Source organism: Croceicoccus sediminis (genome assembly GCF_007570835.1).
GTDB classification, from domain to species: Bacteria; Pseudomonadota; Alphaproteobacteria; order Sphingomonadales; family Sphingomonadaceae; genus Croceicoccus; species Croceicoccus sediminis.
Map to the genome: position 1 here is coordinate 865,441 of NZ_SUNC01000001.1, position 21,151 is coordinate 886,591.

General features: G+C 64.2%; 27 protein-coding genes and 3 tRNA genes. 11 read left to right on the top strand and 19 right to left on the bottom strand.

Going from position 1 to position 21,151, the window contains the following annotated elements:
- Nucleotides 1–24 precede the first annotated feature (24 nt).
- Nucleotides 25–1,308 (bottom strand): homogentisate 1,2-dioxygenase, encoded by a 1,284-nt coding sequence (gene hmgA, locus FAX90_RS04010; protein ID WP_144095733.1) that lies wholly within the window; start codon nt 1,306–1,308, stop codon nt 25–27.
- Between the two features lie 187 nt (nt 1,309–1,495).
- The gene (locus tag FAX90_RS04015; RefSeq protein WP_240704705.1) at nt 1,496–2,083 is read right to left on the bottom strand and encodes a GNAT family N-acetyltransferase; all 588 of its coding nucleotides are present in this window, start codon (nt 2,081–2,083) and stop codon (nt 1,496–1,498) included.
- A gap of 118 nt (nt 2,084–2,201) precedes the next feature.
- On the opposite strand from FAX90_RS04015, the gene FAX90_RS04020 reads away from it, so the two are divergent.
- From FAX90_RS04020 to accC, 3 genes are all read left to right on the top strand, one after another.
- Complete coding sequence (locus tag FAX90_RS04020) at nt 2,202–2,615, top strand: holin family protein (RefSeq protein ID WP_144095737.1); 414 nt, start codon at nt 2,202–2,204, stop codon at nt 2,613–2,615.
- A gap of 147 nt (nt 2,616–2,762) precedes the next feature.
- A complete protein-coding gene (gene accB / locus FAX90_RS04025) occupies nt 2,763–3,209 on the top strand; it encodes an acetyl-CoA carboxylase biotin carboxyl carrier protein (RefSeq protein ID WP_144096829.1) in 447 nt (148 codons plus the stop codon).
- Nucleotides 3,210–3,222: 13 nt separating this feature from the next.
- Nucleotides 3,223–4,569: an acetyl-CoA carboxylase biotin carboxylase subunit gene (accC, locus tag FAX90_RS04030; RefSeq protein WP_144095739.1), complete on the top strand. Its 1,347-nt coding sequence runs from the start codon at nt 3,223–3,225 to the stop codon at nt 4,567–4,569.
- Nucleotides 4,570–4,612: 43 nt separating this feature from the next.
- Here the strand turns inward: accC and FAX90_RS04035 are convergent, their stop codons facing one another.
- A complete protein-coding gene (locus FAX90_RS04035; protein ID WP_144095741.1) occupies nt 4,613–5,203 on the bottom strand; it encodes a hypothetical protein in 591 nt (196 codons plus the stop codon).
- A gap of 17 nt (nt 5,204–5,220) precedes the next feature.
- Nucleotides 5,221–5,682: an Lrp/AsnC family transcriptional regulator gene (locus FAX90_RS04040; protein WP_144095743.1), complete on the bottom strand. Its 462-nt coding sequence runs from the start codon at nt 5,680–5,682 to the stop codon at nt 5,221–5,223.
- A gap of 262 nt (nt 5,683–5,944) precedes the next feature.
- On the opposite strand from FAX90_RS04040, the gene FAX90_RS04045 reads away from it, so the two are divergent.
- The 3 genes from FAX90_RS04045 (at nt 5,945) to FAX90_RS04055 (ending at nt 7,904) form a co-directional block, all read left to right on the top strand.
- Nucleotides 5,945–7,663, top strand: a complete 1,719-nt coding sequence (locus FAX90_RS04045; RefSeq protein ID WP_170234854.1) for a sensor histidine kinase — start codon at nt 5,945–5,947, stop codon at nt 7,661–7,663.
- 50 nt (nt 7,664–7,713) lie between these two features.
- Nucleotides 7,714–7,786, top strand: a tRNA-Ile gene (locus tag FAX90_RS04050).
- Nucleotides 7,787–7,827: 41 nt separating this feature from the next.
- Nucleotides 7,828–7,904 (top strand) — tRNA-Pro (locus tag FAX90_RS04055).
- A gap of 42 nt (nt 7,905–7,946) precedes the next feature.
- On the opposite strand, the gene FAX90_RS04060 is transcribed toward FAX90_RS04055, so the two are convergent.
- From FAX90_RS04060 to aguB, 4 genes are all read right to left on the bottom strand, one after another.
- Nucleotides 7,947–8,798, bottom strand: coding sequence for an OmpA family protein (locus tag FAX90_RS04060; RefSeq protein WP_144095747.1), 852 nt, complete (start codon nt 8,796–8,798; stop codon nt 7,947–7,949).
- A 304-nt stretch (nt 8,799–9,102) separates the two neighbouring features.
- Nucleotides 9,103–9,178, bottom strand: a tRNA-Lys gene (locus FAX90_RS04065).
- A gap of 40 nt (nt 9,179–9,218) precedes the next feature.
- Complete coding sequence (gene folK / locus FAX90_RS04070) at nt 9,219–9,710, bottom strand: 2-amino-4-hydroxy-6-hydroxymethyldihydropteridine diphosphokinase (RefSeq protein WP_144095749.1); 492 nt, start codon at nt 9,708–9,710, stop codon at nt 9,219–9,221.
- Nucleotides 9,703–10,557 (bottom strand): N-carbamoylputrescine amidase, encoded by an 855-nt coding sequence (gene aguB, locus FAX90_RS04075; protein ID WP_144095764.1) that lies wholly within the window; start codon nt 10,555–10,557, stop codon nt 9,703–9,705. Before aguB ends, folK begins: the two co-directional genes overlap by 8 nt.
- 151 nt (nt 10,558–10,708) lie before the next feature.
- On the opposite strand from aguB, the gene msrA reads away from it, so the two are divergent.
- Entirely contained in the window at nt 10,709–11,239 is a 531-nt protein-coding gene (gene msrA / locus FAX90_RS04080; RefSeq protein WP_144095766.1) for a peptide-methionine (S)-S-oxide reductase MsrA, read from the top strand.
- Nucleotides 11,240–11,256: 17 nt separating this feature from the next.
- On the opposite strand, the gene FAX90_RS04085 is transcribed toward msrA, so the two are convergent.
- On the bottom strand, nt 11,257–12,510 hold the full coding sequence (locus FAX90_RS04085) for an RsmB/NOP family class I SAM-dependent RNA methyltransferase (RefSeq protein ID WP_144095768.1): 1,254 nt from the start codon (nt 12,508–12,510) through the stop codon (nt 11,257–11,259).
- 95 nt (nt 12,511–12,605) lie between these two features.
- On the opposite strand from FAX90_RS04085, the gene FAX90_RS04090 reads away from it, so the two are divergent.
- Entirely contained in the window at nt 12,606–12,782 is a 177-nt protein-coding gene (locus FAX90_RS04090) for a DUF1674 domain-containing protein (protein ID WP_144095770.1), read from the top strand.
- Nucleotides 12,783–12,794: 12 nt separating this feature from the next.
- On the opposite strand, the gene FAX90_RS04095 is transcribed toward FAX90_RS04090, so the two are convergent.
- The 4 genes from FAX90_RS04095 to dksA form a co-directional block, all read right to left on the bottom strand.
- A complete protein-coding gene (locus tag FAX90_RS04095; RefSeq protein ID WP_144096830.1) occupies nt 12,795–13,190 on the bottom strand; it encodes a DUF4112 domain-containing protein in 396 nt (131 codons plus the stop codon).
- Nucleotides 13,191–13,264: 74 nt separating this feature from the next.
- A complete protein-coding gene (locus tag FAX90_RS04100) occupies nt 13,265–14,698 on the bottom strand; it encodes an ABC transporter substrate-binding protein (protein WP_144095772.1) in 1,434 nt (477 codons plus the stop codon).
- Nucleotides 14,699–14,760: 62 nt separating this feature from the next.
- Entirely contained in the window at nt 14,761–15,123 is a 363-nt protein-coding gene (locus FAX90_RS04105; protein ID WP_144095774.1) for a PilZ domain-containing protein, read from the bottom strand.
- 183 nt (nt 15,124–15,306) lie between these two features.
- Nucleotides 15,307–15,762: an RNA polymerase-binding protein DksA gene (gene dksA, locus FAX90_RS04110; protein WP_144095776.1), complete on the bottom strand. Its 456-nt coding sequence runs from the start codon at nt 15,760–15,762 to the stop codon at nt 15,307–15,309.
- A gap of 279 nt (nt 15,763–16,041) precedes the next feature.
- Here dksA and FAX90_RS04115 point away from each other — a divergent pair, with 279 nt between their 5' ends.
- On the top strand, nt 16,042–16,389 hold the full coding sequence (locus FAX90_RS04115; protein ID WP_144096831.1) for a hypothetical protein: 348 nt from the start codon (nt 16,042–16,044) through the stop codon (nt 16,387–16,389).
- A 15-nt stretch (nt 16,390–16,404) separates the two neighbouring features.
- Here the strand turns inward: FAX90_RS04115 and FAX90_RS04120 are convergent, their stop codons facing one another.
- From FAX90_RS04120 to FAX90_RS04140, 5 genes are read right to left on the bottom strand one after another with little or no spacing between them, the layout of a single operon-like run.
- Nucleotides 16,405–17,565, bottom strand: coding sequence for a GNAT family N-acetyltransferase (locus FAX90_RS04120; RefSeq protein WP_240704706.1), 1,161 nt, complete (start codon nt 17,563–17,565; stop codon nt 16,405–16,407).
- Nucleotides 17,562–18,305: a glycerophosphodiester phosphodiesterase family protein gene (locus tag FAX90_RS04125; RefSeq protein ID WP_144095778.1), complete on the bottom strand. Its 744-nt coding sequence runs from the start codon at nt 18,303–18,305 to the stop codon at nt 17,562–17,564. Before FAX90_RS04125 ends, FAX90_RS04120 begins: the two co-directional genes overlap by 4 nt.
- Before the next feature lie 17 nt (nt 18,306–18,322).
- A complete protein-coding gene (locus FAX90_RS04130) occupies nt 18,323–18,787 on the bottom strand; it encodes a RidA family protein (RefSeq protein WP_144095780.1) in 465 nt (154 codons plus the stop codon).
- Nucleotides 18,784–19,413, bottom strand: a complete 630-nt coding sequence (locus FAX90_RS04135; protein WP_144095782.1) for an HAD family hydrolase — start codon at nt 19,411–19,413, stop codon at nt 18,784–18,786. The genes FAX90_RS04130 and FAX90_RS04135 overlap by 4 nt, the downstream gene beginning before the upstream one ends.
- Entirely contained in the window at nt 19,410–19,691 is a 282-nt protein-coding gene (locus FAX90_RS04140) for a DUF3572 domain-containing protein (protein ID WP_144095784.1), read from the bottom strand. Before FAX90_RS04140 ends, FAX90_RS04135 begins: the two co-directional genes overlap by 4 nt.
- A gap of 84 nt (nt 19,692–19,775) precedes the next feature.
- On the opposite strand from FAX90_RS04140, the gene FAX90_RS04145 reads away from it, so the two are divergent.
- Nucleotides 19,776–20,156 carry a response regulator gene (locus tag FAX90_RS04145; RefSeq protein WP_144095786.1) on the top strand — a complete coding sequence of 127 codons (381 nt, stop codon included), beginning with the start codon at nt 19,776–19,778 and terminating at the stop codon, nt 20,154–20,156.
- Here the strand turns inward: FAX90_RS04145 and FAX90_RS04150 are convergent.
- Nucleotides 20,153–20,719, bottom strand: a complete 567-nt coding sequence (locus FAX90_RS04150; protein ID WP_240704707.1) for a Pycsar system effector family protein — start codon at nt 20,717–20,719, stop codon at nt 20,153–20,155. The genes FAX90_RS04145 and FAX90_RS04150 overlap by 4 nt on opposite strands.
- Before the next feature lie 189 nt (nt 20,720–20,908).
- Here FAX90_RS04150 and FAX90_RS04155 point away from each other — a divergent pair, with 189 nt between their 5' ends.
- Nucleotides 20,909–21,151, top strand: coding sequence for an acyl carrier protein (locus FAX90_RS04155; RefSeq protein WP_144095788.1), 243 nt, complete (start codon nt 20,909–20,911; stop codon nt 21,149–21,151).

Below are 21,151 nucleotides of genomic sequence, written 5' to 3' on the forward strand. Positions count from 1 at the left end.
TACCTTCCGGGGTCGGGCCCCGGATCAGCGCGGCAATTGCGCCTTCTTGAAACCCTTCCAGCAGGCGTCGTAATCGTCCTGCAGCGTCGGGCTGGTCAGCGCGAAAAGCGTGGGACGGATGACCCAGCGGCTTTCGAACATGAAAGCCATCGTATCGGCGATCTTCTGGGGCCGCAGCGCGGTCTGCATGGCCCGCTTCGTGCTTTCCGCATCGGGCCCGTGACCGTTCATCTGGTTGTGCAGGCTGGCGCCGCCGGGCACGAAGCCCCCGCCTTCCTTCGCGTCATAGACGCCCTGCACCAGTCCCATGAATTCGCTCATCACATTACGATGAAACCATGGGGGCCGAAAAGTATCCTCGGCAACCATCCAGCGCGGCGGGAAAATCACGAAATCGCAGTTCGCCGTGCCGGCCACTTCGCTGGGCGAGGTCAGCACGGTGAAGATCGAAGGATCGGGATGGTCGAAGCTGATCGTTCCGATCGTGTTGAAGCGCGACAGGTCGTAACGAAAGGGCGCGGTATTGCCGTGCCAGGCGACGACATCGAACGGCGAATGGTCAAGCATCGTGCGCCAGAGCTTGCCCTGAAACTTCTGCACCCATTCGGTGTCGCGGTCCGCGTCCTCGAACCAGGCGACCGGCGTTTCGAAATCGCGCGGATTGGCAAGGCCATTCGCGCCGATGGGGCCAAGGTCGGGCAGGCGGAAGGGCGATCCGTAATTTTCGCAGACATAACCGCGCGAAGGTTCGCTGAGCCGCACGGCAAAACGCAATCCGCGAGGGATCACAGCGACATGGCCGGGCGGCACGTCCATGCGGCCCATCTCGGTATCGATGTGCAGCGTGCCCAGTTGCGGGACGATCAGCAGTTCGCCGTCGCTCGACTGGAACACCCGCCGCTCCATCGAACGGTTCGCGGCATAGATGTGGACCGCGATCCCCGCACCCGTGCCAACGTCGCCATTGCCGCCATAGGTGACCAGCCCTTCAAGCCAGTCGGTCGGCCCCTCGGGCATCGGCAGCGGATCCCAGCGATAGCGGTTCGGGCTGGCATCGGGAAAAGGCGCACTGGCGAGACGCAGCTTCGCATCGAACGGCTCGAAAGGCCCATGCGCCGTCGTCGGACGCATCCGATAGAACCAGGCCCGCTTGTTCTCGGCCCGCGTCATGGTGAAGGCGCTGGTCGAAAACTGCTCTGCATAAAGGCCGAAAGCAGGCTTTTGCGGGCTGTTGCGCCCGACGGGCAAGGCACCTTTCACCGCCTCGGTCTGGAATTCGTTTCCGAACCCGGTCTGGTACTCGTTCATCGGTCCTCGCCTCCTGCGCACAGCCATGAATCGCGCGGCTGTTTCGAGCAGGAAGCTACTCTAGCAAGTTCACCAAGGCGTTTATCACCTTATCTGAACGTCAATCAGGTGAATTCCACCACACGAAAACCAATTGGCGCGAGATACAACCAGGATTGCACAATTCACGGCAGCTTTTAACGCACCGTCACAGCTCTCGCATCCAGTATTGCATCGTCTTCTCCGTTTCCCCGGTGTCGCGGTGATCCTTCCACGCAAGGCCGGTCTCCAATCCCGGCACCCTGCTATACCCCCGCGCCTGCCAGAACGTGTCGAGCGGCCGGTAATCGGACGGCCTGTCAGGATGATCGAGAGGCCGAACCACTGCCGCAAAGCAGGCCGTGCCCGCGCCGGATTTGCGCGCCTGCGCCTCGCGATGGTCGAAGAAGGCGTGGCCGATCCCTTGTCCCCGGTATTCGGGCAGAAGAACGGACTCCCCGAAATAGAACATGTCCTGCGTGGCGAGGCCGCGATCCTCGAAAGGTCGGCGGAACGCCTGCTTCTGCGCCAACATGGGCGATGCCGTGGCGGCACCCACCATCCGGTCCCCGTCCATCGCCGCCACCAGCACCGCAGCGGGCGCGGCGGCAAATTCGCGCAAGTACTCCTCCTCGTAAGCAAGGTCTCCATCATAGAGATAGGGCCACTCGGCAAACACGGCGATGCGCAAGGCGGCAAGCGCGGGGATCGCTGCCTCTATACCGTTTCCCGTCAGTGACCTGATCCTTACCGCCAAGGCGTGCGTCCTTCTTTGATCCCAACCGATACGCGAATTTATTTTCCTACTGCCTGCGCGCAATGCTCTTTCTGCGGCTCCCATACGAAAAACACTCGTCAAAACAGGAGATCGCCCCTTGCCCGTTCTCGATTCGCTCATCGTTCCGATCACCCGCATCATCGACAAGGTCATTCCCGACAAGGATGCCCGCGAAAAAGCCAAGCTCGAACTGCTGAAGCTGGAAGGCACGCACGAGATGCAGATGGTCGAAGCGCGCCTCGCCGCCATCGTGGCAGAGGCCAATTCCGCCGACCCATGGACCAGCCGGGCGCGACCCGGCTTTCTTTACGTCATGTACGCGATGATCCTTTTCGCCATCCCCATGGGCCTTGTCGCCGCATTCGATCCGACCGCCGCACTGGCCATTGCCGAGGGGATGACGCGCTATCTCAACGGGCTTCCCGAACCGCTCTACGCGCTCTTCGGCACCGGCTATCTGGGCTATACGGTGGCGCGCCAGTGGGGGAAGGCCAGGGGCACGGACCGCTAAGGCGCGAAAGTCCGCCGCTGGGGGTACTTGGCCCTTTGCTCTTGCGAAGCGTTCCGGCTGCGCGTAGCGCCGCCTGCAACCCGTAACTGCTTAGCCGAGGACTACATGGGCGAAGCCAAGACCCCCACCGGCCGCCGTACTGGCGGAATGAATGTCGACAGCGCACTCGTGCGCGAACTTGCCGAACTGCTCGGTGAAACCGGCCTGACCGAGATCGAGGTCGAGGACGGCGATCGCAAGATCAAGGTATCGCGCGCCGCGATTGCCGCCGCGCCCGTCGCGGCGTCGGTTGCCGCTGCGCCTGCTGCCGCACCGGCACCTGCGGCCGCACCCGCGGCGGACGCCGCCCCGGCGGTTCCGACCGATGCGGTGAAATCGCCGATGGTCGGCACCTGCTATCTCGCCCCCGAACCCGGCGCGCCCGACTACATCACGGTCGGCAAAACCGTGAAGGCAGGCGAAACGCTGCTCATCGTCGAGGCGATGAAGGTCATGAACGCGATCCCCGCGCCCAAGGCCGGCACGATCAGCCAGATCCTCGTCGGCAACGGTGAGCCGGTCGAATTCGACCAGCCGCTCGTCGTCATCGACTGAACGGGGACAAGCCATGGCAATTTCGCGCATTCTCATCGCCAACCGCGGCGAGATCGCGCTGCGTGTCCATCGCGCCGCGCATGAAATGGGCATCGAGACGGTGGCGGTCCATTCCACCGCCGACGCCGACGCCATGCACGTGCGGCTGGCCGATCAGGCCGTCTGCATCGGCCCGCCTTCGGCGACCGACAGTTACCTGAACATGGCTGCGATCATTTCGGCGGCGGAAATTTCGGGCGCCGATGCGATCCACCCCGGCTACGGCTTCCTTTCCGAAAACGCGAAGTTTGCCGAAATCGTCGAGGCGCACGGCCTGAAATGGATCGGGCCCAAGCCCGAACACATCCGCACCATGGGGGACAAGGTCGCGGCCAAGAAATCGGCCGGCGATCTGGGCCTGCCGCTGGTGCCCGGTTCGGACGGTGCGGTTTCGGATTACGACGAAGCCCGCAAGATCGCGGCCGAAATCGGTTATCCCGTCATCATCAAGGCGGCATCGGGCGGCGGCGGCCGCGGCATGAAGGTGTGCGAGGCCGAAGAAAGCCTCGAAACCCTGATGAAGCAGGCCGGCAGCGAGGCGAAATCCGCGTTCGGCGACGCCACGGTCTATATCGAGAAGTATCTCGGCAACCCGCGCCACATCGAATTCCAGATTTTCGGCGACGGCGAAGGCACTGCCATTCACCTGGGCGAACGCGACTGTTCGCTTCAGCGTCGCCACCAGAAAGTGCTCGAAGAAGCGCCCTCGCCCGTCATCAGCGCCGACGAACGCGCCCGCATGGGCAAGGTCTGCGCCGATGCGATGGCCGCAATGGGCTATCGCGGTGCGGGCACGATCGAGTTCCTTTGGGAAGGTGGCGAGTTCTACTTCATCGAGATGAACACCCGCCTTCAGGTGGAGCATCCGGTGACCGAGGCGATCACCGGCGTCGACCTTGTGCGCGAACAGATCCGTATCGCCGATGGCAAGCCGCTATCGGTGACGCAGGACGAACTGCGCTTCACCGGCCACGCGATCGAGTGCCGCATCAACGCGGAAAACCCCTTCACTTTCGCGCCCAGCCCGGGCGAGGTGAAGAACTATCACGCTGCGGGCGGCATGCACGTGCGCGTCGATTCGGGGCTCTACGCGGGTTACCGCATTCCGCCCTACTACGATTCGATGATCGCCAAGCTGATCGTCTATGGCCGCACGCGCGAAGGTTGCATCATGCGGCTGAAGCGCGCGTTGGAGGAAATGGTGATCGAAGGGGTGCATACCTCGATCCCGCTGCATCAGGAACTGATCCGTCAGACCGATTTCCTGAACGGCGACTACACGATCAAGTGGCTCGAGGAGTGGCTGGCCGAGCGGGACTGATCTCCCACACGGAGCCACTCACTCGGGGGCTTTCACGCATTGCTCACGCCGCCTCGTCGTAGGCGCGCACTTCGGTCACGAGGATGATCTCGCACGCCCCTGCCCCGCTGTCGTTGCGGGTGCGCGACGTGCGCCACCGGCCGCCATCGGGTCCGTCGATGTCGACGAGATAGCCCTTGAGGCCCACGATTTCGTTTTCGTCGATGTCGTCAATCCGCTCGGCAATTGCCTCGTTCGCCGGGATCAGGTGCCAGTTGGCCGAATTCTTGCCGAACCGGCGGACACGTGGGTCCTGCCAGGCATCCGGCCCCGCGCGCCAGTAATAGAACCGGCCCGACTGGCGAATGTCGATCTGGGAATGCACCTCGGCCCGCGCGCCCTCGCTCCACGCGACGGCAAGGTCGACGGGCGAGTATTCGGACAACTTGTCCCCGAACAGCCCGCCATAATTGCGGCGCTTGAGGACCAGCACGTCGGCATCGAAAGTCGCGACCTTGCGCATGCCGCGCGCATCGGCTGGCATTCCGTCCATCATGCCCTGGCGCGGCGCGGCAACTTGCGCATCGCGCGGCTCCTCGCTGCACGCCGACACGGCGAACGCGATGACGAACGGTAAAAGCGCGCGGCTCCGCACCGGGATCCGCCCGCCGCTCAGCCCAGCGGGACGCCGGGTTCGTTCTTGGAACGGCGGATGACGAGCGAAGTCTTGACGCTGGCCACGTTGGGCGCGGGCGTGAGGCTGCTCGTCAGGAATTCCTGGAAGCTCTGCAGGTCCTTGCTCACGATTTTCAGGATGAAGTCGATCTCACCGTTGAGCATGTGACATTCGCGCACTTCGGGAAGCTTCAACACGTGCTCCTCGAATGAGCGCAGCGCGTCCTCTGCCTGGCTCTTCAGGCTGACCATCGCGAAAACGGTGATGGTAAAACCCAGCGTCGCGGGATCGAGATCGGCGTGATAGCCCTGAATCGCGCCGCTTTCCTCAAGCGCGCGTACGCGTCTCAGGCATGGCGGCGCCGTCAGACCTACCCGGTTGGCCAGTTCCACATTGGTGATCCGCCCCTCTGCCTGTAGTTCGGCAAGAAGCCGGCGGTCGATCTCGTCAAAAATCATGCTCGTCAAATCCTGTTCGCGGCGAATCGTGCCGCGCTCCTGATCTGGGGAAACGGAAAATACCTGATACCGCAACTTGCGGATAACAAGAGGCCCCCACTACGCAATAAATGAACTATGACGATGCCTGTTCCACTTTGCAACGCACAGATCGTGCCCCTTCCCCGAAGTTAAGGCGTTGTTTACCTCCAGCAGAGGGGCGGAATCACTGGCTGCATCACTCCTGTCGATGCGACCATGCCGCCCCGCCCCGGGGGATTTGATGACACTCGACGACCGCTTGCGTACCGTGCTCGAAGTCGCTGCCGACAGCGACGTTTCGGCACGTGCGCAATACCAGCAGCTCGTCGACCTTCTGGGCAGCGGACGCACGGTGGCCGACGGCGCGCTCGTCGCGGCATCGTTTCTTCGCCTTGCTGCCCTTGCCCGCCGCATCCCCGCCGACGAACGCGCACAGATCCTGGCCGATCCGGCCCTGCGCCTGCGCTCCGCCCCCCTCGTCGCACAACTTTGCGAGGGCGAGGAGGCCGTAGCTGCCGCCGCGATCGACGCCGCCGACCTGGACGAGGCAGGCTGGACCGTACTGATCAGCGTTCTGGACGAAAGCCTGCAGAACCGGGTGCGCAGCGCGCGCACTACGGGTCGGGCCCGCAATGTGGAGGCACCTCCACCACTCCTTGTGGAACGCAAGGAACAGCGTTCCTCAGCCGTCGACGGCCTCACGCCCAGTGCCCCTGTCCCCACCCGCGCACCGCGCCCGCAGGTTGCTGCACCGAGAAAGCGGGCCGCGGAAACCGTTGAGCCCAGCTCCGACATCGGTGAGATCGTCGCGCGCATCGAACGTTTCCGTCTGAAGCGGCGCGAGCAGGTGACCGACGAAATCGTCGCCAGCGGCCGCAAGTCGGCATCGGACGAAAATGAAATTCTGCTTGATGACGAGGTCGCGGACAGCGCTTCGCCGCCGCCGATCGCCACGACACGCGAAATCGACTGCATGATATCGCCCGAAGGCCGCGTCGAATGGGCCGCACGCCTTTCGCCGATGCTGACGGGGTTAATCCTCTCGGCGTCCGACACGGCAACCGCGCGCGTCGACGAATCGACCTCCACCGCGCTACGCCGTCAGCAGGCCGTGCGTTCGGGACGTGTTACCATCGGCGCATCGCCCGCGATTTCCGGGCAGTGGCGGCTCGATGCCGCACCGCACTTCGATCCGGTGGGCCGGTTCCTCGGCCACCACGCGCGGCTCACCCGTGACCTCGGCTCCGTGCCCGACCGGCGCGGCGACCTTGTCCGCCAGGCGCTGCATGAACTGCGCACGCCGATCAACGCGCTTCAGGGTTTTGCGGAGATCATCCAGCAGCAGCTGTTCGGCCCCGTACCGCACCAGTACCGCTCTCTGGCGGCCGGCATTGCCGGAGAGACCGCATCGCTGCTCGCCGGACTGGAAGAGGTCGATCGCCTCGTCCGCCTGCGCCACGGCACCCGGACGATGAGCGAGGGCGAAACCGCGATAGGGCCGCTGGTCGAATCGCTGGTCAGGCAGGCCGTGCCCATGCTCGATGCCCGCAGCGCCCGCATGGACGTGCGGCTCACCGATCCCGGCATGACCGTGCCGATCGAGGAAGGCGAGCTGGAACGTAGCCTCTGGCGCCTTATCGCCGCTGTCGCAGGGTCGGCGGGCGCAGGGGATGTGCTGCCCTTCTCGCTTCAGCCTGGTCGGGATGCCGTCACCATAACGATGGGCCTGCCGCCTTCGCTTGCGGCTCTTGACGATGAAGACCTGTTCGGCGCCTCGCCGGCCAGCGACAGCGACGGGGAACTGGCAACGGGAATGCTGGGCCGCGGCTTTGCCCTGCGCCTTGCCGGTGCAGAGGCGAAAGCGGCGGGCGGAAGCCTTGACCGCGATGCCGCCGCGCTCGTCCTCACTCTTCCGGCAAGGGCCGACGAAGTCGAAAGCGAACGCGAAGCCGTCGCGTGATGCAAGTGTGCTTGCCAAGCCCTGCGCACCCGGCTAGTCGCCTGCCCCACGGGCCTGTAGCTCAGCGGTTAGAGCTGGCCGCTCATAACGGCTAGGTCGCGGGTTCGAATCCTGCCGGGCCCACCGTTTTTCCATCGCTTCGGCTTCGAAGCGATGCCAAGGGTCGGGGAGTAGCGCAGCCCGGTAGCGCGCCTGCTTTGGGAGCAGGATGTCGCAGGTTCGAATCCTGTCTCCCCGACCATTTTGGCCCTTGGCTCACCCTGCAGCGCAGAGGCGATGCCGGTCAGAGCCCGTCGAGACCCTTGCTGACGAGGATGTTGACCGCCACGCGGCGGTTCTGGGCCTTGCCTGCCTCGGTCTCATTGTCGGCTGCCGGATCGGCCTCTGCCATGCCGGTCGGGGTGAGCATGCGATAGGGTTTCCAGCCGCAAGCCTGCTGCAGGTAATTGACCACCCGCGCCGCGCGCTTTTCGCTCAGGGCCTGATTGACCTCGTAACTGCCGGTGGAATCGGTGTAGCCGACGACGAGAAGCAGCGCGTTGTCCATCGCGTCGGCCTCGCTGGCGGCCGTGCAAAGATCGCGCTCGGCCTCGGCGGACAGCTTGTACTTGCCGGAATCGAAATAGACGTTGGTGGTGCCCTTGACGTTGTATTTGTCGATGTCGCCCATGCGGCTGCGCAGCGCCTCGGTCGCAGCCGCCTGTTTAAGGAAGCGCTGGTCGGTGCCGTTGTGGATCATCGCCGCCGTCTTGAGATCGTCGTTCTTGAAGCGGATCTTGTCGGCGAAAAGGCCGTTTTCATAACGCAGCGTCTTGATGCTGACCGGAAGACCGTTGAACAGCGAGGACGCGGCCCGTTCCTTGCTCTTCATACCGAGGAAGCCGCCCTTGCCGCGAATTTCGGTACGATCATCGATCATGATGACCGCACGAGCGCCTTCGGCCGTCGTGATCTGCAGCTTGTCGCCACTGCGCGCGGAAATGATGCCTTCGATCTCCGGCCCTTCGATCGCGCGGTTGCCCAGCACCGTCAGGACATCGCCTTCGGGCTGGATTTCCTGGGCGGACAGGCTGGTGGCGGCGCCAAGCATGGCGAGGAGGAGGATGGCCCTAGGGCCCTTGGAAACGATGGTCACTGAACTGCTCCTTCGGCCGCCACGGACGGCATGATTTTCGATGAACGCGGCAAATCCTCGCAAGGAGCGGTAACCACCGGCTTAAGGAATATGCTTACCGTGCTGGCGCGTGCAGGACGGCTGCCTCGCCTGCATAAGGCGCCAAAAATCGCGGAGTTCGGCGCAGCGAACCGTCGGCGCGCATCTAGGACGCCAAGCGCTCGCCTTTTACCACAGAGATTTCGGAAAAAATTGCGCGGATGAGCACCCATCCGGTGCATAGCGCCCGATCACGCGGCGATGTTGCTTGATAAAAAGAGCAACGTGGTGAGCCCTGCTGGGTTCGAACCAGCGACCTACTGATTAAAAGTCAGTTGCTCTACCGACTGAGCTAAGGGCCCCGACCACGGAGCGGTCACCTAAGGAGGGGCGGCGGCGCGGTCAAGCGCCTTGGTGACGATTGCGGAAAAGGAGTTGTTGAATGGTGCGCCCGCTGAGCGGGTCGCGCCACTGTGCGGCGATGTCCGCGGCGGGCCTCAGGACGAAACCCCGCTCGCGGAACAGGGGGTGCGGGATGACCAGATCATCGTCCCCCCAGGTCCCGCCGGACCAGAGCACGATGTCGCAATCGAGCGTGCGGGCCGACCAGCGCCGCCCCCCGCTGCGCCGCCCGAAATCGGCTTCCAGCCGCTTCAAGCCGGCCAACATTTCGCGCGGTTCGAGCTTGCTTTCAACCAGGATCGCCGAGTTTGCGTATCGGCGGGCGGAAGGGCCAACGGGCGCACTGCGGATCACGGTCGAGCGCGCGACGACTTTGCCCATGCCGTCGTCGATCGCTTCGGTCGCGGCGACAAGGACGCTTTCCGGGGGGCCGTACCGGTGGTGCCGGACATTGCCGCCCAGCGCGATCAGATAGCGATGGGGTTCAGACATCCTCGGCAAGGCGGCCGTAAAGCTGCGGGCGGCGGTCGCGGAAGAAGCCCATACCCGCCCGGTGCGTCGCCGCGCGCGCAAGGTCCAGCGTCGCCACCAGCACGCCGCTTTCGTCGCGACCGTATTCGGCAACCAGATCGCCCCATTCGTCGCTGATGAAGCTGTGCCCGTAGAACGTCTGGCACGCGCCTTCCTTGCCAATGCGGTTCGAGGCGATGACCGGCATGCAGTTCGATACCGAGTGGCCGATCATGGCGCGGCGCCACATGCGGCTGGTGTCGAGGTCGGCGTCATAAGGCTCTGACCCGATGGCCGTGGGATAGAACAGCAATTCGGCCCCCATCAGCGCCATGGCGCGCGCGGTTTCGGGATACCACTGGTCCCAGCAGATGCCGACGCCGATGCGCGTGCCGAACACGTCCCAGACCTTGAAACCGGTATTGCCGGGGCGGAAGTAGTATTTTTCCTCGTAACCCGGGCCGTCGGGAATGTGGCTCTTGCGGTAAGTGCCCATGATCTCGCCGTCCGCGTCGATCATGGCCAGCGTGTTGTAATAATGGTGTCCGTCCCGCTCAAAAAAGCTGGTCGGGATCGCCACGCCCAGCTTCTTCGCCAGGGCCTGCATCGCGATGACAGAGGGGTGCTCCGCCGTCGGGCGGGCCAGTGCGAAAAGCGCCTCGTCTTCCTCGCGGCAGAAGTATGGGCCGGAAAACAGCTCGGGCGGCAGGATGACTTGCGCCCCCTGCCCCGCGGCTTCGGCCACGAGGTCACTGATCCTGACGATGTTTTCCTGCTCGTCATCCGAGCCGAGCGCGCATTGCAGCGCCGCGACGGTAATACTGGTCATGCCCACCAGATATGGCGCGCGAGGGGCCAAGTCCACCGTAACGCGCGCACTTGCAGGACCGAATGCCCCTGCCGGTGGTTAATGCACCGAACGAGATGGAAAACGACGCTGCCCCTCCCCATCTGTGCGGCAGCAAGGAGAAGACGGACACATGGAACAGGTTATCGTGGCAGGCGGCTGCTTCTGGTGCACCGAGGCGGTGTACCGCGACGTGCTGGGCGTCAGCGATGTGGAAAGCGGCTATATCGGCGGCCAGACCGAAAATCCGACATATCGCGAGGTCTGTTCGGGCAGCACCGGCCATGCAGAGGCCGTGCGCGTGACCTTCAACCCCGAGATCGTCCGGCTGGGCGACATTCTCGATATCTTCTTTGCCACGCACGATCCGACGCAATTGAACCGCCAGGGCAACGACGTCGGCACGCAGTACCGCTCCGCGATCTTCCCGATCGACGACAAGCAGAAGGCCGAGGCCGAAGCCGCGATCCAGCGTGCGCAGGAAAATCACGACCAGCCCGTCGTAACCACGATCGAAGGGCTGGCAACGTGGTATCCGGCAGAGGACTATCACCAGGAATACTGGGAAGGCGACGGGCAGCGGAATCCCTACTGCGTCGCGACGATCCCGCCCAAGCTGCAGAAGCTGCGCAAGAGCTTTGCCGACCGCGTGAAGCCGCAATAACCGCGCGGCCTCACCAGTCAGCCCTGCTTGCGGAAGCGGGCGACGAAGAACCCGTCCAGCCCGCCCGCATCGGGCAACATGCCCGGATCGGTCCTGAGCCAGCCTTGTGAGGTCGGCTCCAGACCGGCGGGCAGTTCGTCCTGCGCGATCGGCGCGGGCGACAGCGTGACGCGGTCCATCTGGTCCTCGCCCTCCTCACGTTCCAGCGAACAGACCGCATAGACCAGCACGCCGCCGGGTTTCAGCCAGTCGCTGGCTTTCGCGATCAGGGCCGCCTGCAGTTTCGCAAGATCGTCGATCTGCGCCTGAGAGACGCGGTGCAAGACGTCGGGATGGCGGCGGCACGTGCCCGTGGCGCTGCACGGCGCGTCGAGCAGGATGGCGTCGAAACCCTCTTCCGGCTCCCACTTTAGCGCGTCTGCCTCCACCACTTCGGCGCAAAGGCCGGTACGTTGCAGGTTCTGGTGCAGCCGCTTCAACCGGCGCTTGGCGATATCCAGCGCGGTCACGTTCCATCCGGCCGCAGCCAGCTGCAGCGTTTTCCCGCCCGGCGCGGCGCAAAGGTCCAGCGCCCTGCCCGCCTCTGGGCCCGCCCCCCGGCCCAGCAGGCTGGCGGGGATGGACGCGGCAAGATCCTGTACCCACCATGCCCCTTCGCCGAAACCGGGCAGCGCATCGACGGCCTGGCCGCGCGACAGGCGCAGCTGGCCCGGCGCCATGATGCGCGCCTCCAGCCGCTCAGCCCACGCATCGGTCTCACCCGCATCGCGCAAGCTGATGTCGAGCGGCGGAGGATGGGCAAGGCCAGCCGCGATCGCGGGCAGGCGCTCGGAGTACTGTTCGCCCCATCTCGAGGTAACGGCATCGGGAAGCGTCGGCGCATCAGGAAGGCTGCCGCCGCGCTTGTCGAGGGTGGAGAACACCCCGTGCGCCAGGCGGCGCGGGCCGCCGGTCAGAAGCGGCAGGCCCGTGGCGATCACGGCATGGGGCGCGGTTTCCAGCGTCAGGGCCTGTGCCAGCATCATGCGCAGCACGGTGCGCGCCTTGGCATCGTCAGGCAGGCGCTGGCGAGTGGCGGAATCGATCAGGCGGTCAAGGTCGACCTGCCAGCGCAGAACCTCGCTCGCGATGGCGCGAGCCAGCGCCGCGTCAGAAGGCGACAGACCCTTGGCAGCGCCGGCTGCGGTGTCGATGGTGTCGCCGCGGCGAAGCACCGCGTCGAGCATTTTGAGCGCCGCGTTGCGCGCGGGAAGTCCGGCAATATCGTTCATCGCTCGCGCCTATCGGACTTCGCCCGCCGCTTGGCAACACGAACAAGGCAAAGCGCGGCGTTGCAACTGCGCGCAGGCTGCCCCATCTTGGCGACATGACCGAAGAAACGAAGCGAGCCACGAAGCGCCCCGCAGGCTTCAAGAAGCCCGCGCACTGGACCAACGACCCTGCGCCCGTGCCCGGCCCCGGCAGCCGTCACGAAGACGAAGAACGGCCCGATCCGACGCGTTTCGGCGACTGGGAAAAGAACGGGATCGCGATCGATTTCTGATCGCGGGGTCGTTCAACCCTCGATAACGCGCGACTCCGGGTGGTGCTTGTCGAGGTGTTTCTTGATGATCTTCAGGTTCTTGGTGTTCGATCGGAACAGGAAGTCGAACGCATCGCCCACGAGCGGTATCGCGCCGACGGCGGTATCGAAACCGATGTTCGCCGCCATGCGCCACAGCTTCCACTTCGGAATACCAAGGTTGCGCGCTTCCCAGACGATGTAGGCGCCCATCGCGGCGGTGATGAAATCGCCGACCACGGGGACGAGGCCGACAATCGAATCGAGCCCCACGCGGTAATTCACGCCCGGTATGACGAAGGCGCGTTCCAGCACCGCTTCCATCGCCTCGATCCGTTTGCGGATAGAGGCCGGGTCATTACCCACCGGCATGTTGTCCCGAAAATCCATGCGCCGTGCGCGGCCCGTTTCGAAACCGCCCGCGCCGGGCATCGAGTCAGTGCGATTGCCTTCTTCCATGCCCCCTAGGTGGGGTCGGCAAACAGCTGCGACAAGGGATGGAACCCCCAGCGGTTCACCGCAAATCCGTCGACACCCCCGCGCACCAGCGAAAAGCGGATCGGCGGGCCGAAGGATATGAAACTGTCGAGATCGGTCAGCGCCGCCGTTGCCTCTGCCAGCAATTGCTGGCGGGTTGCCGGATCGGGTTCGGCAATCGCCTGCGCGACCAGCGCGTCCGCCTCTTGGCTGCACAGGCCCTTCGTTACCTTACAATCCAGCCGGTGCAGATACCACTCGGGCCGGTCCATCCAGGCCACTTTGTCGACCAGCGTCAGGTCCGCGTCCTCGTCCAGCTTCACACGGCGCGCGCCGAGCCCGATGCGCGACAGGTCGGCCGACAGGCGGCGGAACAGGATGTCGCCGCCCGTACCCGTCGGCAGGGCGATCGAAAGCGGGGCAATGGCGCCCTCGCTTGCCACCCAGCCCGCAACGCGCTGCGCGGCAAGGTTCTGCCGCTCTTCCATGGTGAGCGCCGCCCAGCGCCCGGCAGGCTGCTGCGTACCCAGCGGGCCTTCCGGCACCAGACGGGTACGCGGCGACCAGCCGCCGATCCCGAACGGAGCGATAAGCGCCTGACGGTCGACCGCCATCGAAATCGCCTCGCGGTTGGAGGGGCGCGACAGGAAACCCTCGCGGTCAGCAATGGCAAGGCCGAACAGGCCGGTCACCGGGTCGAGGCGGATGGCACCGCGCAGAAGGCCGCCTTTCTCCACATGCGGCAAGGCATCGATGCCGCCGGCGAGCAGGAGCCGCGCCTCACCCCGCTGAAAACGTTGCACCGCTTCCTTGGGGCCAGCGATACGCAGATCCATCGTCTCGGCATCGCGCGGATTTTCGGTGTAAGTGGACAGGGTCAGCGCGCTACCGTCCGCCTCGAGATCCAGAACGCGGTCCTGACGCGCCTCCAGCCTGAGTGCGAGCGCAGGGTCGGCCAGCAATTGCAGGAATTCAGGCATCGCGGTCTTCAACCGGATCTCGATGACTTGGTTGGTACGCGCATAGATCCCGTCGATCACGGTCAGGTCGAGACCCAGTCCCGTCCCGTCCAGAGCCTCGATCGCTTCGCGCAAGGCGGCGCGAACCTCGCGCGCGGTAAGCGGCTCGCTGCCGGGCATCGCGGCGTTCTCGAAGCGGAAAATGTAACTGAGGCCATCGTCGGTGACGATCCAGCGATCGGCAAGATCGGGCCGGACGCGTCCTTCAGCGTCCAGACCGACGAGCCCGCTTGCCGTCGCCTCTCGCAAGAGGTCGGCTGCCGGAGAGAACGGCGGTTCAGGTGACAGGGCGGCCTTTTCATCACCGACGAGGATCACGTCGAAACGACCGCTGCCCCCGCCGTCGCAGGCGGCAAGCAGCGCGAATGTCAGGCAGGCAAGAGAACGAAGAAAGGGCCGCATCGCCCCTTCCCTAACAGCGCAATCGTGCGCGGTCAGCAGCTATGATCGCAAGTCTGGAAAGTTCAGGCGCCGCGGTCGACGTTGGTGTCGCTTCGTTCGGCATGTCCCGATGCGTTTTCGTCATCGGGCAGGTCGACGTCAGTCACCGGAAACCGCACCTTTGCCGATTCCACCGCCTGGTTGAAGGCTATGCCGCAGCGGTCACCGGCGGCCCAGGCCACTTTGCCCGCCACAAGGCCGATGTTGCACAAGTCGACCCACACCTCGCTGCCGCGGATGACGCGCATCGATCCTTCGGCCATCAGGCCCGAGTCGGAGATGTTGCGAAGCTTGACCGCGTATGGCGCGCCATCCCGTTCCAGCCGGAGTTCGGCCATGAGAAACAGCGAATCGCGTTCGTGCTTGCGGTTGTCCTGATCCCGCATGACTTACCCCCGATGACCTGCCGCGCGCCGAGAGAGATTGGTTGCGCGCCTGTTAACCTCGATGACGAAGGATTAACCCGACAGGGATAACGAAGTGTAAACAAGCAGGCAGGTTTACCCACCGCAGCCGCATGCCTGTACCCGTTCGGGACACTTGCCGCAGGCGGTGAAAATCCCGCCCGATCAATCGTCGCGAGAAATCTTTTCGCGGCGTTCGTGCGCTTCCTGCGCCTCTACGGTCATGGTCGCGATCGGGCGGGCGATCAGGCGGCCAATGCCGATCGGTTCGCCCGTCACTTCGCAATAGCCGTATTCGCCTTCATCGATGCGGCGCAGGGCCGAATCGATCTTGGCAATCAGCTTGCGCTGACGGTCGCGCGTGCGCAGTTCGATGCCCCAGTCGGTTTCGCTGGATGCACGGTCGTTGAGGTCGGGTTCGCGGATCGGGCCATCCTGCAACGATTGCAGAGTGCCGGCCGATGCGTCGAGGATGGTATGTTTCCACTCAACCAGCAGCTTGCGGAAAAATTCCATCTGCTGCGCATTCATGTAGGGCTCTGACGCGTCGGGCGTATAATCGCCCACGTTGCGACGAGCAGTTGCGAGTACGTCAATTTCCGTAGCAGCCGCGAGGCCCATGCGTCACACTCCGCACTTGCCGGCGACATGAGCCACCGGCCCTTCCGATCCCTGGGCTGGCCCTATAGGTGCCCGCCGATTCGCAAACAAGCGCAATTTCGTCGAATGCTGTAATCACCCACAGATTAAGCTCTGCCGAACGGTGAGGCATAAAGCGTATTTACACGAAATGCCTGTTTCTGTTCGCTTATTTGGCAATTAACCATTTGTTGACCACGATCACCCACCTTGTTCCTTGCCGCAGGGGATTTGGAGCGGCGTAAGACAGGGGTGATCGAAATGGCATACGCCGAACATCTGTACCTTGTGGAAACCGGCCCGGCGATCGACCCGGCCGCTCTCAAGACGACTGAAGCGCTCGTCTGCCGTTGCCTTTCGCAGCACGAAGACGGGGACGACAACGCCCTGTTCGAACTGGGCTGCGCCTTTTCGACCGGCAGCCGTGGCGCGATTTGCGATCTGGTCGAGGCGCACAAGTGGTTCAACCTGGCCGCATCACGCGGTCATGAAGAGGCGCAGAACTGCCGCGCCGAAGTGGCCGAGGAAATGAGCGCCCGCGAAATCGTGGAAGCCCAACGGCGCGCCCGCGCGTTCCTGGCCGCCGTCGCGACACGCCGCGTCGCCTGAACCACCGGCCCCGCGCTAGGGGCCTTTGCGGAACGGGGCCAGCTCTTGCAGGGCGGCCTGTTCCATGCCGACGCCCATTTTTTCGCGTTCGAGGAAGTCGGCCACCGCTTCGCGAAAACCGGGATGCGGAATGAAATGGGCAGAGCGCGTGCGCACCGGTTCGTACCCACGGGCCAGCTTGTGCGATCCTTGCGCGCCAGCCTCGACCCGTGACAGCCCGCGCGCGATCGCTTCATCGATGGCGCGGTAATAACACAGCTCGAAGTGCAGGAACGGCTTGTCCACCAATGCGCCCCAGTACCGACCATAAAGCGCCTGCGGCCCGATGAAGTTCAGGGCACCTGCAACCGCGACATCGTCATCATAGGCCAGCATCAGGAGGATATCGTCCGCCATTTCCTGCCCGAACAGGTCGAACGCCTCGCGCGTCAGGTATGGCTGCCCCCACTTCCTTGCGCCGGTGTCCTGATAGAACAGCCAGAATGCATCCCAGTGTTCGGGCCGGATCATGTCCCCGCTCAGCGTCTCGATCCGGATGTCTTCCTGCGCCCTTACCCGTTCCTTGCGGATAGCCTTGCGCTTGCGCGAGGCCAACGTGGCGAGGAAATCGTCGAAAGTCTCGAAATCGCGGTTGAACCAGTGGAACTGGATATCCTCGCGCAGCATCCAGCCCGCATCCTCGAAGATCGGCACCTGTTCTTCGGCGATGAAGGTCGCGTGAGCGGATGACAGCCCCTCGTTCTCGCACAGCATTTCCGCCGCGCGCAGCATGGTCCGCGCCGTCGCCTCGTCGGGCGCGAGAACGCGCGGGCCGGTAGCGGGGGTGAAGGGAACCGAGATCTGGAGCTTGGGATAATAGCTGCCCCCGGCGCGCTGCCATGCATCGGCCCAGCCATGGTCGAAGACGTATTCGCCCTGGCTGTGTCCCTTGAGGTAGGCCGGAAGCGCGGCGAGGATTTCGCCGTCCTTCGCGCCCAGCGTCAGCGGCGCGGGCGACCAGCCGGTGCCGGGACCGACGCTGCCCGATTCCTCAAGTAGCGCGAGGAAACGGTGGCTGGTGAACGGATTGCCCGTCGGATCGAGTGCGTCCCATTGTGCAGCGTCCAATGCGCCGACGGACGGATTGAGGCGCACGGCAAGGCCGCCGTCGCCGATCGCTCCTGCACCCTCGCTCACGACAGCCCTGCCCCTTCGGCAATCGCGGCGTCGGCGTGAAGCCGGGCGCGTGCCATCAGTTCGCGGCTGCGCACCGTCCACGTCAGAAGCGGCATGCCCCGCCGCCGATAGCGGTCTAGCGCCGGCTCGGGCAGGTCGCGAATGTCGCAGGCGATGAAGGTCGGGCGCGCATGGACCACCGCCATCGCCCGTTCGACTGCAAAGGCCAGCCGCTGTTTCTCTCCCCTGCCCGTCACCAGCCCGCGCGGGCGCATCGGCAAAGTCTTGCTGAACCAGCGCACGATGCGAGGGTCGAAGCTCATCACGGCGGCGGGGCCGTTGTAGCGGGACAGCGCATTGGCAACCGATCGCGCCAGCGGCTTCCATTCCGCGTCCTTCTTCGATTTCACTTCGATCAGCACGGGCACGCGGCCACCGACCAGCGCGAGAAATTCGGAAAGGCGCGGAATAGTCCCGCCCGATTTCAGCGCAACCTGCGCCAGTTCGTCCGCGCTGCGTTCCCGCAAGGCGCCGGTTTCGGCCGTCAGCCGGTCCAGCACCCAGTCGTGGAAGACCATCGCCTCGCCATCGCCGCTGGCCTGCACGTCGCATTCGATGCCAAGGCCGGCCGCGATTGCGCCGCGAAAGGCCGCGGGCGAATTTTCGCAGGTATCTTTATCGTGCAGGCCGCGGTGGGCGTAAGTCCAGTCGGCCAACCACGCCTGATCGAGTGGCCACGCCTGTCGGGCCATCATGGCCATCCGGGGAGTGTTCGCGCTCAGGCGCTCACCTGCAGGATCGCATCGACCTCTACCGCAGCGCCAAGCGGCAGGACCGGCACGCCGACCGCACTGCGCGCATGGCGGCCCGCCTCGCCAAACACCGCCATCATCAGGTCCGATGCGCCGTTCACGACTTTGGGCTGGTCGGTGAAATCGCCGGTCGAGTTGACGAAACCGCCCAGCTTCACGACCCGCGTCACGCGGTCGAGCGAGCCGAGCGCAGCCTTGGCCTGTGCCAGGATCATGACGCCGCAGGCCTGCGCCGCCTCGATCCCCTGTTCCAGCGAAACATCCTCGCCCAGCCGCCCCGTGACGAGCGTGCCGTTCACGAAAGGAAGCTGGCCCGAAATGTGGAGCATTCCGCCAACCTCGACGGCCGGAACATAGCTAGCCACCGGCGCTGCCGGTTCGGGCAGGGTCAGCCCCAGTTCGGCAAGGCGGGCTTCGATATTAACGCTCACGCGTGGTCTCCTTCGATCTGCTTCAACAGCCAGGGCAATGCTTCGTCCCAGGCATCGATACGGGCATGGGCATCGCCCGCGGTATAGGCGCACGTCGCATGGGTCGCGACATCCGGTTCGCCCACGAAATGGAGGCGCGTCACGTGCGGCGCAACCCCCGCGACCGAACCGTGGTGCACGGCCAGATCGTCGATGAAGAACGCAGGCCGATCACCGCCATGTTCGTCGAGGATTTTCTGCAGCGCCGGCCCCTTGGGCCCCTGGTTGGTATAAACCTTCAGATCGATGCCCAGCGTCTGTAACTGTTTGGTTCGCGCGTCGCGGCGGTGGTCCTGCAGGTTGGTCAGGACGACGACATCGGCTTTTTCCGAAAGCGCGCCCATCGCCACGTCCGCACCGGGGATCAGGTCCTGCCGGTGCATCTGCGTGTCGAAGAACCCGCCCAGCAGCGTCCAGATGTCGTCGCGCTCGACCGGCTCTCCGCTATCGCGATAGCGCAGTGCGTTTTCGAAACCCTGCGCAAGGCTCATGTCGACGCCATGCTCCTCGCCCAGCCAATCCCGGAAATGGGTGACCATGTAGAGCAGGACCTCGTCGCAGTCCGTGATAACGAGGGGGCGTTTCATTCTTCGTATCTCCTGCCCGAAAGGGCGCCGTGTGCCTGGACGATGCGTTCCGGCGTAAGGCCCAGCGCGTCTGCGGCCGCGATCATGTCGCCTTCGTTCCCGGCAAGGAATTCAAGCACGGCGCATTGCACCTCTCGCGTCCCTATCCCTTCGCGCAGATTGTCGGGCGACAAACCGGTCAGGCCAAGGAAACGGTCGGCAAGACGCGGGTCCTGCAGCAACCACGACAGTGCCATCAAAGCCACGGTCGCATCGTCTGCTGAAGCTGGGGACTGCATCGGGATTGTCAAACTCCGCGTATATATATTACACATACGGTTAGTGGTGGGACTTTGGGCAAGACCTACCGGGGGTAAATCGCAGTGGCTGAACGTGTGATCGTTGTCGAGGACAACGACCTGAATCGGAAACTATTTTGCGATCTGCTACGGGCAAACGGCTTCGTTGTGGAACCCTTTGCCGATGGCGACGATTTTGTCGCGCGCGCCGCGAACTTCGGCCCCGACCTCGTCATCATGGACATTCAGCTTCCGAACGTTTCGGGTATCTCCTTGATAGAGGCGATGAAGGACGATTTCCGCCTGCGCGACGTGCCGGTGCTGGCCGTCACCGCCTATGCGGGCAAGGGTGACGAGGAAAAGATCCGCGCTGCAGGCGCCGAAGGCTACTTGTCGAAGCCGGTGTCGATCCATCCGTTCATGTCGGCCGTGAACGCCCTGATCGACCGCCGCGCCGCGGCCTAGTTCAGAACGAACCGTTCCAGCAGGAATACGGCGAACGTCGTGCACAGTCCCGCGATGAACAAGCGGTAGGCATAGCCCAGGAACCGGTACTTCTTGCGCGCCATGACCTGGCCGTTCTGGTAGATATCGCGCAGCATCGCTCGATAGATCGCCTCGTCACTGCCCAGCGTGTCGAGCATGTCCTCGACCCACTCTTCCTCCGAAGCTTGCGAGAATACGCCGAAGAACAGGCGGTTCGATTTCGAATCGGCCCGCTGGTGCTTGCCCCGTGTCGAAGGCAGCACCGCCATGACCGCGCAGATCGCCGATGCGAACGCGAATATCGCAAGAACCGAAAGCGAGATCGGCATGATACCTTGGCTCGCCTGCCCGACGGCGATACTGAACACCACGAACGTCGCGCCCATCAGGATCGATGCCTTCTGGTCCGCCATCTGCGACAGCGCCAGATTGTTGGTCTGTGACGTGCGAACCAGATGGATCGCCTGCTGCGAAAAACGGCGAACCGCGGGCCTGTCACTGGCCCCTTGCGTTTCCGGTTCCGGCGTGGTCCCTCTTTCCATCGGGGCAGAGGGATGACAGCTATCCCCCCCGCTGGCAAGCATGCGCAGCGGCCGGCAGGCCGTCTGCAAAGCACCTCGGCCCGCCGACCATGCACAGGCGCAGATCACCTCGCCGCTTGACACCGGGGCCGTGTCCCGCTTTGCCCGACGGTTGAAAAGTCACTCCTTCATCAGAAAGCCAATTCCACCATGGACCGCGAAGATACCAAGGCCCGGATCGACACCCTGATCGAACCCTTCAACAAGAAGGGCGTCGCGATTACGGAGGACACGACGTTCGCTGGCGATCTCGAATGGGACAGCCTGACCGTCATGGATTTCGTCGCCGCGATCGAGGACGAATTCGACATCATCATCTCGATGAACCAGCAGGCCGAGATCGAAACCTACGGCCAGCTGATCGACGCGGTCACCAAGCTGCGCGGCGCCTGA